This window comes from Tepidamorphus gemmatus, assembly GCF_004346195.1.
GTDB classification, from domain to species: Bacteria; Pseudomonadota; Alphaproteobacteria; order Rhizobiales; family Tepidamorphaceae; genus Tepidamorphus; species Tepidamorphus gemmatus.
Window position 1 is genome coordinate 79893 of the sequence record NZ_SMAK01000004.1, and the last position, 12117, is coordinate 92009.

11 protein-coding genes are annotated in these 12117 nt (G+C 67.1%); 7 read left to right on the plus strand and 4 right to left on the minus strand.

Translation table 11 applies throughout. The features are described from left to right. Positions 1-650 precede the first annotated feature (650 nt). Positions 651-3329, plus strand: coding sequence for an Rne/Rng family ribonuclease (locus tag EDC22_RS07840; protein ID WP_132806089.1), 2679 nt, complete (start codon positions 651-653; stop codon positions 3327-3329). Positions 3330-3359: 30 nt separating this feature from the next. Here EDC22_RS07840 and EDC22_RS07845 read toward each other — a convergent pair whose 3' ends face one another. After that, positions 3360-4469 carry a pyridoxal phosphate-dependent aminotransferase gene (locus tag EDC22_RS07845; protein ID WP_132806345.1) on the minus strand — a complete coding sequence of 370 codons (1110 nt, stop codon included), beginning with the start codon at positions 4467-4469 and terminating at the stop codon, positions 3360-3362. A gap of 356 nt (positions 4470-4825) precedes the next feature. Here EDC22_RS07845 and EDC22_RS07850 point away from each other — a divergent pair, with 356 nt between their 5' ends. From EDC22_RS07850 to aat, 5 genes are all read left to right on the plus strand, one after another. Beyond that, positions 4826-6151: a M48 family metalloprotease gene (locus tag EDC22_RS07850; protein WP_245499678.1), complete on the plus strand. Its 1326-nt coding sequence runs from the start codon at positions 4826-4828 to the stop codon at positions 6149-6151. Between the two features lie 52 nt (positions 6152-6203). Further along, complete coding sequence (locus EDC22_RS07855; protein WP_132806091.1) at positions 6204-7013, plus strand: DsbA family protein; 810 nt, start codon at positions 6204-6206, stop codon at positions 7011-7013. 123 nt (positions 7014-7136) lie between these two features. Continuing rightward, the gene (gene accB, locus EDC22_RS07860; RefSeq protein ID WP_132806092.1) at positions 7137-7604 is read left to right on the plus strand and encodes an acetyl-CoA carboxylase biotin carboxyl carrier protein; all 468 of its coding nucleotides are present in this window, start codon (positions 7137-7139) and stop codon (positions 7602-7604) included. A 16-nt stretch (positions 7605-7620) separates the two neighbouring features. Continuing rightward, positions 7621-8973 (plus strand): acetyl-CoA carboxylase biotin carboxylase subunit, encoded by a 1353-nt coding sequence (gene accC, locus EDC22_RS07865; protein WP_132806093.1) that lies wholly within the window; start codon positions 7621-7623, stop codon positions 8971-8973. A gap of 87 nt (positions 8974-9060) precedes the next feature. Next, entirely contained in the window at positions 9061-9732 is a 672-nt protein-coding gene (gene aat / locus EDC22_RS07870; RefSeq protein WP_132806094.1) for a leucyl/phenylalanyl-tRNA--protein transferase, read from the plus strand. On the opposite strand, the gene EDC22_RS07875 is transcribed toward aat, so the two are convergent. Beyond that, positions 9672-10103 carry a DUF2155 domain-containing protein gene (locus EDC22_RS07875; protein ID WP_425385523.1) on the minus strand — a complete coding sequence of 144 codons (432 nt, stop codon included), beginning with the start codon at positions 10101-10103 and terminating at the stop codon, positions 9672-9674. The genes aat and EDC22_RS07875 overlap by 61 nt on opposite strands. Positions 10104-10186: 83 nt before the next feature. Next, on the minus strand, positions 10187-10597 hold the full coding sequence (locus EDC22_RS07880) for an NADH:ubiquinone oxidoreductase subunit NDUFA12 (protein WP_132806096.1): 411 nt from the start codon (positions 10595-10597) through the stop codon (positions 10187-10189). A gap of 247 nt (positions 10598-10844) precedes the next feature. Between EDC22_RS07880 and EDC22_RS07885 the strand changes: the two genes are divergently transcribed. After that, complete coding sequence (locus EDC22_RS07885; protein ID WP_132806097.1) at positions 10845-11285, plus strand: hypothetical protein; 441 nt, start codon at positions 10845-10847, stop codon at positions 11283-11285. Positions 11286-11322: 37 nt separating this feature from the next. Here EDC22_RS07885 and EDC22_RS07890 read toward each other — a convergent pair whose 3' ends face one another. Further along, the gene (locus EDC22_RS07890) at positions 11323-12015 is read right to left on the minus strand and encodes a response regulator (protein WP_132806098.1); all 693 of its coding nucleotides are present in this window, start codon (positions 12013-12015) and stop codon (positions 11323-11325) included. Positions 12016-12117: the final 102 nt, after the last annotated feature.

Below are 12117 nucleotides of genomic sequence, written 5' to 3' on the forward strand. Positions count from 1 at the left end.
GTTCTCGGCGCAACTATGGCGGACTCCCCCCGTCGATTAAAGCCTTTGGGTTAACCAGACCTTGATGAATTTCCGGCAATCTTGGGAGCTGTTGCCGCCGGAACACAATGCTTGCCAAAGGCGAGCGTGACGCATTAAAAGCGCGAAAGTTTCGTATTCGCGTCCTCGGCCTCGAGCACGAACATGGGTCGGACGGGTGACCGCCCGCATGGACCGTTACCCTTCCATGACCGCCACGGCGCCGAGCGTCCGGTCGCCCTTGCGCTTGGACCTTGCCGCCAAATCCTCCGCCGAGGGACGAATGCCGCCGCAGCGCGACCGGTTTGCGCGGGCCGCCCAGCTGACGACACGTCCGTGTCGCCGCCGGCGCCGCGGGTCGATGGTGGGGCGAGCAGATTGAACCGACCGCCGCTCCCGGCGGTCCATTGAGAGTTGCGGATGCTGGGTGTGGACGAGCTGCCGGCCAAAGTCGCAAGAACGTGCGGACCGGCTCGCACGCCATGCTCTGACCAGCCCTCCCCGCCATTCCGCATCGCCGTTTCCGGCCCGATCGAGGTTGCCGGAAGCCCATCCCTGGGACGCGCGGACCTGGTTGCCGTTCAGGCAGCCGGACGGCTGCGCGTCGTCCGACCGACATCAGAGTCCACAACATGCCAGCAAAAATGCTCATCGATGCCACCCACCCGGAAGAGACCCGGGTCGTGGTGGTACGCGACGGTAAGGTCGAGGAGTTCGATTTCGAGGCGGCTGCCCGCAAGCAGCTTCGCGGCAACATCTATCTGGCCAAGGTCACCCGCGTAGAGCCCTCGCTGCAGGCCGCCTTCGTCGACTACGGCGGCAACCGCCACGGATTCCTCGCCTTCAGCGAAATCCATCCCGATTACTATCAGATCCCCTACGCTGATCGGCGCGCGCTGATCGAGGAGGACGAGGCGGAAGATGCCGAAGAGGCGGCCGCCGAGGCCGCCGAGGATCAGTCGTCCGCCGAGACGGATAGCTCGGCGGTTGAAATCGCCGAGGATGGATCCGCCGATGATGGCAGCGGCGCCGTCGAGGGCGGTGGCAGCGTCGTCGAGGTCGCCGCAGCTGGCGACGAGACGGTCGAGTCGATCGGCGGTGACGACGCGCTCGAGGAACTGCCGGTGCGCAAGGCCCGGCCGCGCCGCAGCTACAAGATCCAGGAAGTCATCAAGAAGCGGCAGATCCTGCTGGTGCAGGTCGTGAAGGAGGAGCGCGGCAACAAGGGCGCTGCCCTGACCACCTACCTGTCGCTCGCCGGCCGCTATTCGGTGCTGATGCCCAACACTGCCCGCGGCGGCGGCATCTCCCGCAAGATCACCAACGCCGCAGACCGGAAGCGCCTGAAGGAGGTGGCCGGCGATCTGGACGTGCCCGAGGGGATGGGCGTGATCCTGCGCACCGCCGGCGCCTCGCGGACCAAGGCCGAGATCAAGCGCGACTTCGAGTACCTCCTGCGGCTCTGGGAGAATGTCCGCGAGCTGACACTGAAGTCGATCGCGCCGACGCTCGTCTACGAGGAGGGCAGCCTGGTCAAGCGGGCGATCCGCGACCTCTACACGAAGGACATCGACCAGGTTCTCGTCGCCGGCGACAATGCCTATCGCGAGGCCAAGGATTTCATGCGCATGCTGATGCCCAGCCATGCCAAGAATGTGCAGCCGTATCGCGAGACCGAACCGATCTTCGCGCGCCACGGCATCGAGAACCAGCTCGACGCGATGTTCTCGCCGGTGGTGACGCTCAAGTCTGGCGGCTACATCGTCCTCAACCAAACCGAAGCGCTCGTCTCCATCGACGTCAACTCGGGCCGTTCGACGCGCGAACACAATATCGAGGACACCGCGCTCAAGACCAATCTCGAGGCAGCCGACGAGGTGGCGCGACAGCTCCGGCTTCGGGATCTGGCCGGGCTGATCGTCATCGACTTCATCGACATGGAGGAGAAGCGCAACAACCGCGCGGTGGAGCGCCGCCTCAAGGAGGCGCTGCGACACGACCGGGCGCGCATCCAGGTCGGCCGGATCAGCCATTTCGGCCTGCTCGAGATGTCGCGCCAGCGCATCCGTGCCGGAATCCTCGAAGGTTCGATGCAACCCTGCCCCCACTGCGCAGGCACCGGTCGGATCCGCTCGGTCGAGTCGGTCGCGCTGCACCTGTTGCGCTCGATTGAACACGAACTGCTGAAGGGTCGGCCGACCGACATCACCGTCCGGACCCGCAGCGACGTGGCGCTCTATGTTCTCAATCAGAAGCGCGGGCATCTTGCGGATCTCGAGGCCCGGTTCTCGGTCGTCATTACCATCAATGCCGACGACAGCCTCGGGGGCGTCGTGTTCAAGCTGGAGAAGGGCGAGCCTGCCCGGCCCCGACCACATCCGGATGCCGTGGTGCGCCCCGTCTCGGTCGAGCCTGACGACGCGGAAGCGGATGTCGAGGCCGAGGAGGATGCGGAGGAGAACCGGGCCGAGCGCCAGGCCGCGCGGGAGCGCGAAGAGGTTCGCGAAGACGGTGCCGGCCGTCGGCGCAGGCGACGCCGGCGCCGGCGCGGCGGGACCGGCGAAGGCGCAGAGGCCGATGCGCGCAAGTCGGTCGCCGAAGGATCGACCGAGACCGCAGACACCGACTCGCCGCCCGGCGAGGAATCCGACGGTGGTGACGGCGAGGAGCGCGCCAGCGGCGAGGAGGGCGGCCAACGCCGCCGGCGGCGCGGCCGTCGCGGCGGGCGCCGCCATCGCCGCGACTCCGAAGCCCCGGCGCCGGCCGGGCAGGATGTCGGCACCGCCGAGGCGTTCGTCGTGCAGGACAGCGCGATCGTTGAGGCGAGCGGACCGACAGATGCGTTCGGGGCGATGGCAACGACCGAACCGATGGAACCGGTCTCGGACGATGCGATGATGACGGGTGCGGCTGATGCCGCACCGGCTGCTGCTGCCGACCCGGCAGTGGAGGAGACCGAGGCAGCCGACGACGCGCCAAAGAAGCCGCGCCGCCGGCGCAAGAAGGTCGTCGAGGAGCCGGCCGAGGCCGGACCGGATAGCGTTACCGAAACTCCGGCCGCCGAGCCGCTCGGTGAATCGGCAGAGGTCCCCGCGTCGGTCGGCGAGGCGACAGAGGCCGCCGAGCCTGCGGCCTCTGAGGAAGGCCAGCCGGCACCTGCTGCGGCGGATGCAGAGAAGCAGGAGCCTGCTGTGCCTGCGGGCACAGTCGCCGTTGAATCGACCGCGGACGCCGCGACACGGCAGGCGGGCGAAGCCGCCGAGCGCCGAAAGGGCTGGTGGCAGCGCCGACGGTTGTTCGGCCAGTCGTAGACGGATTGCGGCGGGACTGAGGTCCCGCCGTTACCGCTTCAGCCAGCGGTCCAACCGTGCGACCGCCTCCTCGATGTCCGCCGTCGCACCGGCGAAGGAGAAGCGCAGGTAGCGCCGCCCGTGCTCGGCATCGAAATCCAGGCCAGGGGTCGCGGCGATGCCTGCCTCGTGCAGCATCCGCGCCGCGAACTCGCTTGAATCGTTGGTGAAATCGGCGACATCGACATAGGCGTAGAAGGCGCCGTCCATGGGCAGCACCCGCTCAAGACCGAGCCGGGGCAAGGCCGATGTCAGGAGGTCGCGGTTACGCGCATAGACGGCCTTGTTGGCCTCAAGCTCCTCGGTGCAATCGAACGCGGCCAGGGCGGCGGCCTGGGACAGCGCCGGCGCGGAGATGTAGAGGTTCTGAGCAAGTCGCTCGATGGGCCGGACCAGCCGTTCCGGAACCACCATCCAGCCGATCCGCCAGCCTGTCATGCAGTAGTACTTGGAGAAGCTGTTGATCACGATGGCGTCGCCATCGTGGCGCAGCGCGGTATCCGCCGGCTCGCCATAGGTCAGGCCGTGATAGATTTCGTCGGAGATGAACCACAGGCCCAGAGCGGCCGCAGCCGCGACGAGATCACTGAGCCCGGCGGCCGGGACCACCGTCCCGGTTGGATTGGCGGGGCTGGCAACGAGCAGTCCATCCAGCTTCCGGTCGGCAGCAGCCTGCTCGATCAGGGCCGGCGTCGGGACCCAGCGCGTGGTCGCGTCGGTCTCCAGCCAGACGGTTGCGAGGTCGAGCGCCTGCAGGATGTTGCGATATGCCGGATAGCCCGGTCGCGCCAGCGCGACCCGGCCGCCCGGATCGAAGCAGGCGAGGAAGGCGAGGACGAAGCCGGCCGACGAACCTGTCGTCACGACGACCCGCGCCGGAGCAACGTCAAGGCCATAGGCCTCGCCGTAGTGGCGCGCGATCCGGTGCCGCAAGGCGGCGGTGCCGAGCGCCTCCGTATAGCCGATCGCACCGTCAGCCAGTGCCCGTTCGGCTGCCTGCCGAACACCGGCCGGTGTCGGCGCGCCCGGCTGGCCGACCTCAAGATGCAGGATGCGTCGTCCCGCCGCCTCCAGCGTCCGGGCGTCCCGCAGCACGTCCATGGCCAGAAAGGGCGCCACGTCGGAGCGGCGGGACGCCGCTGGCCGGACGGCGTGCAAATGCGTGTCGTCGGACTTCGTGCTCACGCGACCCTCACCATTTCGTTAGGAGCCTCCTGCCGGCCAAGGCGCCAATCTGTCGCCGCATTTGGTGCGTTGTCGTAGCGCAGGGGTTGAAGCGGGTCCACCGCCGGCGGACCGATGGTCGCGGCGGCAATGTTTGACCGGATGCGGCTGCGCCCTTACCTTCCCCCTAACGAGGAGACTCACACCCGATGGCTGCGACGGCACCCGACCGACGGGGCGATAGCGTGGGATACGGCGTGCGGCGCTTCCGGCGGCTGATATTGGCGTCGGTTATGGCGATTGCCACGGCCGCGGCATCATCGACCACGGCGAATGCCCAGCGGGTCAGCTTCATCCGCGACGCGGAGATCGAGGGCCTGCTCAGAGATTATGCGGTGCCGATCATCCGCGCCGCGGGCGTGGGAGAGTCCGCCGTCCGCATCTACATAATCGGATCCCCTCAGTTCAACGCCTTCGTCGCCTCAGGCCGGCGCATCTTCATCAATGCCGGCGTGCTGATGCAGGCGAAGACGCCGAACGAAGTCATCGGCGTCATTGCGCACGAGACCGGCCACATCGCCGGCGGCCACCTGGCTCGGCAGCGTCTCGAGCTGCAGAATGCGCAGGCCATGGCGATTCTGGCGACCCTGCTTGGCGCGGGGGCAGTCGCAGCGGGCGCCGTGGCGGGCAGCGCCGGCGACGGCGCCGCAGCCGGTCAGGCGATCATGATGGGCGGCCAGAGCATGGTCGAGCGCAGCCTCCTCGCTTATCAGCGCACGGAGGAACAAGCAGCCGACCGGGCCGCCGTCACCTACCTCAATGCCACCGGACAGTCTGCCCGTGGCATGCTGGCCACCTTCGCCGCTCTGGCCGACCAGGCGTTCCTGACAACCAAGTATGCCGATCCCTATGCCCAGAGCCATCCGATGCCGCGTGAACGCATCGCGGCGCTCGAGAATCTGGCGCGGCAGAGCAAGTATTTCGACAAGACCGACCCGCCGGAACTGCAGTTCCGCCACGATCTGGCGCGGGCGAAGCTTTACGGCCATCTCGACCACCCCAGTTCGGTCATGCGGCGTTATCCGCCCTCCGACTCCTCGCTGCCGGCGCGCTATGCCCGAACCATCGCCCAGATGCGGTCGGGCGACTATCGCAATGCGCTGGCCGGTGCGGAGGCGCTGATCGCGGCGCTGCCGAACCACGCCTATTTCTGGGAGCTGAAGGGGGATCTGCTGCTCAAGTCCGGCCGCGCGCGCGAGGCGGTGGCGCCGCTGCAGAAGGCGGTCAGCCTCGATCCGAAATCCGGCCTGCTGAAGGTGCTGCTCGGCGAGGCACTGATGGCCACCGACGATCCGAAGCTGCTCGACCAGGCGATCAATCTGATGTCGCAGGGGCTTCAGTCGGAAACGGAGTTCGGCGGCGGCTATCGTCGGCTGGCGATCGCCTACGGCAAGGCCGGCCGCGTCGCCGAAGCGGAGCTCGCGACGGCGCAGGGATATTTCAACGACGGCGACTACGAGATGGCGAAGCGCTTCGCTCAACGCGCCCAGCAGGGTCTGAAGACCGGCTCGCCCGGCTGGCTTCGCGCCGACGACATCATCAGGTTCCGGCCGCAGTGAATCTGCGACCGTGCTTGCGACATCCACGACTGGCAGGAAGGATCCGTCGACAATGAAGACATTGCCCCGCCTGTGGACGACTATCGCCCTGGCCGCGGCACTCGCAGCCTCGCTGCCGGCCTTCGATCGGGGCATCCTGCCAGGCAGCATTTCTCAGGCCCAGGCCCAGGACCAGTCGGGTCTCAGCGTCGAGACGATTGGCCCCCTCGTCCGCGAATACCTCCTGAAGAACCCCGAGGTGCTCGAGGAGGCGCTGACCGCGCTGGAGGAGAAGCGCCAGCGCGACGAGCTCGCCGCCCGCGCCGAGGCGCTCGGCCAGAATGCCGACCTGATCTTCCGCTCGCCGACCTCGCCCGTCGCCGGAAACGCCGACGGCGACGTGACGCTGGTCGAGTTCTTCGACTACAATTGCGGCTACTGCAAACGCATGCTGCCGGCGATGCTCGATCTCCTGAAGACTGATCCGAATCTCAAGGTCGTGTTCAAGGAATGGCCGGTGCTGAGCGACGGCTCGGCCGAGGCGGCGCGGATCGGACTGGCGGTCAGCAAGGTCGCGCCGGAGCGATATCTCGATTTCCATGTCGCGCTGATGTCGGCGCAGAGCGGCAGCGGCGCCGACAAGACACTGGCGATGAAGGTGGTCGAGGATCTCGGCATCGATGCCGAGGCGGTCACCACGACTGCCCAGTCCAAGGAAGTGAATGACGCCATCGCGGAGAACTACCTAATCGCCGAAGCGCTCGGCCTGCGCGGCACGCCGTCCTACGTGCTGGGCGATGAGGTCATTCCAGGAGCGGTCAGCTTCGAGATGCTGCAGGAGAAGATCGCCCGGGTGCGTGACGACGGCTGCCGCACCTGCTGACAACATCCGATCTGCCATGAGTGGCTGGCAGCGCGTGATTTGCGGATCGCGTGCAACCGGATATATGTGCGGCGCGAGCCGAACCAAAACGGCGCCGCGGCGCCCCATGTTGGATTGAAGCTGATGGAACGACCCGCACGGGACATCGACCAGGGACTGATCCGCGAATTGGCGGCATTGCTGACCGAGACCGATCTCAGCGAGATCGAGATCGAGCAGAACGGCCTGCGCGTCAGGGTCGCCCGCACCGTCACGGTGGCTGCCGTCGCAGTCCCCTCGCCACCGCCCGCTCTGGCGGCCCCGACCCAGCCGGCTGCTGCCTCCCGCCCGGGCCAGAGCGCCGAAGGTGGCCTGCCGCCGGGGACGGTCACCTCGCCGATGGTCGGCACCGCCTATCGGGCACCCGAGCCTGGCGCTGCGCCCTTCGTCGAGGTCGGCAGCACGGTGCACCAGGGACAGACGCTGCTGATCGTCGAGGCGATGAAGACGATGAACCCGATCGTGGCGCCGCGCGCCGGCACGGTGACGGCCATCCTCGTCCAGGATGCCCAGCCGGTCGAGTTCGGCGAGCCGCTGATCGTCATCGAATAGCCCCGGCAGGTCGCTCATGTTCGACAAGATCCTGATCGCCAACCGCGGCGAGATTGCGCTCAGGGTCCTGCGCGCCTGCAAGGAGCTTGGCATATCGACGGTGGCGGTGCATTCGACGGCGGACGCCGACGCCATGCATGTCCGCCTCGCCGACGAGAGCGTCTGCATCGGACCGCCACCGGCCCGCGACAGCTACCTCAACATTCCCTCGTTGCTGGCCGCCTGCGAGATCACCGGCGCCGATGCGGTGCATCCGGGCTACGGATTCCTGTCAGAGAATGCGCGCTTCGCGGAGATCCTGCGGGCGCACGGTATCGCCTTCATCGGCCCCTCGCCCGAACACATCCGCATCATGGGCGACAAGATCGAGGCCAAGCGCACCGCCGCCCGCCTCGGCATCCCTGTGGTCCCCGGTTCCGAGGGTGCCGTCACCGACGACGCGGCGGCGCAGAAGATCGCCGCCGCAATCGGCTATCCGGTGCTGGTGAAGGCGGCCGCCGGCGGCGGAGGGCGCGGCATGAAGGTGGCGCGGTCGGCCGGCGATCTCGACACCGCGCTCAGGACCGCGCGGGCGGAGGCGAAGGCGGCCTTCGGCGACGATGCGCTCTACATCGAGAAGTATCTCGAGAAACCGCGCCACATCGAGATCCAGGTATTCGGCGACGGCCAGGGCAACGCCGTCCACCTGGGCGAGCGCGACTGCTCGCTGCAGCGACGGCACCAGAAGGTCTGGGAAGAGGCGCCTTCCCCAGGCATCAACGGCACCGAACGCGAGGCGATCGGAACCCGGGTCGCCAGGGCAATGGCCGACCTCGGCTATTGCGGCGCCGGAACGGTCGAGTTCCTGTACGAGGATGGCGAGTTCTACTTTATCGAGATGAACACGCGACTCCAGGTCGAGCACCCGGTGACGGAGATGATCACCGGCATCGACCTGGTCAACGAGCAGATCCGGGTCGCCTCCGGAGCGCCCCTGTCGGTGCGGCAGGAGGATATCGTCTTCTCGGGACACGCCATCGAATGCCGGATCAACGCCGAGGATCCGCAGACATTCCGGCCGTCACCGGGCGTCATCCGCTACTATCACCCGCCCGGGGGTCTCGGCGTGCGCGTCGATTCCGGAGTCTATCAGGGCTACTCGATCCCGCCCCATTACGACAGCCTGATCGGCAAGCTGATCGTTTCCGGCAAGACCCGCAACGAGTGCCTGATGCGGCTGCGGCGGGCGCTGGGCGAGTATGTCGTCGACGGCATCGCAACGACGATCCCGCTGTTCCAGCGGCTGCTCGGCGAAACCGATATCGTCAACGGCAACTACGACATCCATTGGCTGGAACGCTATCTGGCGCAGAGCGGCCCGGACAGCTGACCTGATGTCGGTCGGGTGCGTGGCCGGTCGCGACCGGGCGGGCCTTTCCCCTTCCGTCCAATGGGCCGCCGCTCTATGGTGCGGCGCATGGCATCCCGCAGCGACGCAGAGATCGAGATCACGCCGGAGGTCTTGCTGAAGGCCTATTCCTGCGGGATCTTTCCGATGGCCGAGAGCGCGACCGACCCAGGCCTGTACTGGATCGAGCCGCGCGAGCGCGGAATCCTACCGCTCGATGCCTTCCACGTGCCGACACGGCTGGCCCGCACCATCCGGCAGGGCAACTTCGAGGTTCATGTCGATCGCGATTTCGATTCGACGATCGATGGCTGCGCCGAGCCGGGTCCCGGCCGCCGCAAGACCTGGATCAACCGCGAAATCCGCCGTCTCTATCGCGCCCTGTTCGACGCCGGACACGCCCATTCGGTCGAGGTGTGGCGGGACGGCCGGATGATCGGCGGGCTCTATGGCGTCAGTCTCGGCGCGGCGTTCTTCGGCGAGAGCATGTTCCACCGGGAGCGTGACGCCAGCAAGATCGCGCTGGTCCATCTGGTGGCGATCCTCCGGCGCGGCGGCTACACGCTGCTGGACACGCAGTTCGTCACCGACCACCTGAGGCGGTTCGGCGCGATCGAGATCTCGCGGCACCAGTACCACCGGCTGCTGGAAACGGCTCTTGCCGGCGAGGCCCGGTTCGATCAGTTGCCGATGCCGAGCTCTTCCGACGTCATCTTGCAGTTGGTCAGCCAGACGTCATAGATGGGATGGTCGACGGCGTTGAGACCGGGGCTGTCGGCGAACATCCAGCCGGTGAAGATGCGCTGGATCCTGCGGTCGAGCGTCACCTCGTCAACCTCGACGAAGGCGTCGGTCTGCGGCGGTTCCGTCGGCGGACGTGAATAGCAGACCCGCGGGGTGAGCTGCAGGGCGCCGAACTGGACGGTCTCGTCAATTAACACGTCGAAGGTCCGGATCTGCCCGGTGATCTTGTCGAGGCCGGTGAATTCGGCGATCGGGTTCGCGATCTTCTCCGCTGCCGCAGGCCCACCAGCGGCCAGTCCGACGATCAGACCGAGCACGGCCGGCCGCAGGCGGGTACGCCGCGCTGGCCTGCAACAGTCTCGGATCATGCCGTTCATGACAGGCATCTATCGAAGGGAATTGTGCCGAAATCTGGTCGCCGGGCGCCGGTCTGCAGCTGCCGGTCTGCAGCTCAGGCGTCCGGCGACCAGGCCTGGTAGTCCCCGGTCACGCGCGGCCGGCGCTCCGGAGTCAATGCACTCCCCGGTGGCCGGTAGGCGGCCGCGGTGCCGGTAAGGTTGGGCAGATGCGGCTTCTCCCAGGGATGCGGCGTGTAGGCTTCCTCGGTCGGCGGCACATCGTAGCGATGGTGCATCCAGCCATACCAGCCGGGCGGAATAGCACTCGCCTCGACCTCGCCGGCATAGATCACCCACCGCCGTTCGAAGCCGAGCGCAGGGTCCTTGGCGCCGCCGCGGGTCCGGTAGTAGCGGTTGCCCTGCTCGTCGCTGCCCACATATTCACCCTTGCGCCACGTCAGAAAGCGGGTGCCGAGGGTCGCCTTGTGCCACCAGGCGAAGATCTGGATGATGAAGTCGCGCATCGTCCGCCCTTGAAATCCGGGCGGACTATGGCCGGAAAGCATCCGGGTGTCCAGCTTTGCAGAGGTCCTGACCGATGCCCCTGATGCGCATGTCGGATGTCCCGACATTGCAGCTTGTGGTCGGCGCGACGGCAGGGGCATGCGACAAGGCCCGTATCCCGACTCGCCATTTCGTGAGACGCTGCCCGTGGCAGCTGCCGTGCACGGCAGAGCGGCGGCTGCGATCCATCGGCGGGAGGCCTTGGAAATGCGGAAGAGGTTTGCGGCGCTCGCGAGCGCGGTCATGATGCTTGCGGGCCTCATGGTCGGTCAGATGTCCGCCCATGCCGGCACCGGGCAGATCAGCATGGAGCTGGTCAAGGCGGCGTTCATCGTCGGCGGGACGGGCGGCAAGGGTACGCTCGTCCTTGACGGCCGGTCCTATCCGCTGTCGATCGGCGGTCTCAGCGCCGGCTATCAACTCACACTGTCGGTCGTCAACCTGCAGAGCACCGTCAAGAACATCAACCGCCCGGAGGACATCGAGGGCATCTACTCGGCGGCCGGAGCGGGCCTGGCTGTGGCGGCCGGCGGCAAGGCGGCAGTGATGGTCAACGCCAAGGGCGTCACGCTCGAGCTGATCGGAACCCAGCTGGGCGTCGACCTCTCGGTCAACCTCGAGGGACTGAGCATCGCGCTGCGGCGTTGAGCGGCAATGTTTCGTTCAACCGACGCGTCCGCGGGCCTCAGCGCACGGTCCAGCCGCTCCAGGTGCTGCGCGGCTTGCGCGGCGTCTTGGCCGGTACCGGTGGCGGCGGCGACGTGCCTTCCAGGTCGTCCAGATCGACCTCCCCATTGACGATGCGGTCGACGAGATCCTGCGCGGTCTGGGCGCGCCGGGCCAGGGCTTCCTGCATCGCCTTCTGACGCTTGAGCATGTCGGCGATGTTCGTGCGCCGCACGCGCTCCTCCAGCACCTCCTCGATGCCATCAATGACGTAGTTGTCACCCTGCAGGACGAACTCCCGGTCGTCATGGGCAAGAAGCTCGATGCGCCGGCGCAGGACGACCGGTGAGACGGGCATCACGATGATGTTGGTCACACCGACCGAGAAGGCCCGGTCGACAAGGCTGAGCGTCGGCATCGGCGTGACTGCCAGGATGGGCACGAAGGACAGCGGCTCCATCGTCCGGTTTCGTATCAGCCGGGTCAGCCGGTAGCCGCTCATCGGCTTCATGTCCCACTCGGCGATCAGCGCGCTGGGCGGATCGATCAACATGTCGTTGAGTGCCTTCTCGGCGTGCTCGTAGACGCGCAGCCGGCCGATCCGCATCGAGGAGATCATCGAGCGGAGGATTCCCTGGGCGCCCCGGTTGTCGTGCACGAGCACGACGTCCAGCGAGTCCAGCGGCAGTCCGTAGGCGAGGCTTTTCGGCATGTGCAGGATGCTCCCCTCATCGCGTCGGAACCCTACCCGGCCGGCTTTAAGTCCGCCTGAAACGGCCTTCGACAATTCGCTTCGAATCTGAATCAATCTCCC

What these genes read in the sequence shown, in the direction of transcription:
- EDC22_RS07875 (WP_425385523.1), bottom strand. Translation starts at nt 10,103, where the DNA reads ATGATCCGAGACTGTTGCAGGCCAGCGCGGCGTACCCGCCTGCGGCCG.
- EDC22_RS07880 (WP_132806096.1), bottom strand. Translation starts at nt 10,597, where the DNA reads ATGCGCGACTTCATCATCCAGATCTTCGCCTGGTGGCACAAGGCGACC.
- EDC22_RS07885 (WP_132806097.1), top strand. Translation starts at nt 10,845, where the DNA reads ATGCGGAAGAGGTTTGCGGCGCTCGCGAGCGCGGTCATGATGCTTGCG.
- EDC22_RS07855 (WP_132806091.1), top strand. Translation starts at nt 6,204, where the DNA reads ATGAAGACATTGCCCCGCCTGTGGACGACTATCGCCCTGGCCGCGGCA.
- EDC22_RS07845 (WP_132806345.1), bottom strand. Translation starts at nt 4,469, where the DNA reads ATGGACGTGCTGCGGGACGCCCGGACGCTGGAGGCGGCGGGACGACGC.
- accB (WP_132806092.1), top strand. Translation starts at nt 7,137, where the DNA reads ATGGAACGACCCGCACGGGACATCGACCAGGGACTGATCCGCGAATTG.
- accC (WP_132806093.1), top strand. Translation starts at nt 7,621, where the DNA reads ATGTTCGACAAGATCCTGATCGCCAACCGCGGCGAGATTGCGCTCAGG.
- EDC22_RS07890 (WP_132806098.1), bottom strand. Translation starts at nt 12,015, where the DNA reads ATGCCGAAAAGCCTCGCCTACGGACTGCCGCTGGACTCGCTGGACGTC.
- EDC22_RS07840 (WP_132806089.1), top strand. Translation starts at nt 651, where the DNA reads ATGCCAGCAAAAATGCTCATCGATGCCACCCACCCGGAAGAGACCCGG.
- aat (WP_132806094.1), top strand. Translation starts at nt 9,061, where the DNA reads ATGGCATCCCGCAGCGACGCAGAGATCGAGATCACGCCGGAGGTCTTG.
- EDC22_RS07850 (WP_245499678.1), top strand. Translation starts at nt 4,826, where the DNA reads ATGGCGATTGCCACGGCCGCGGCATCATCGACCACGGCGAATGCCCAG.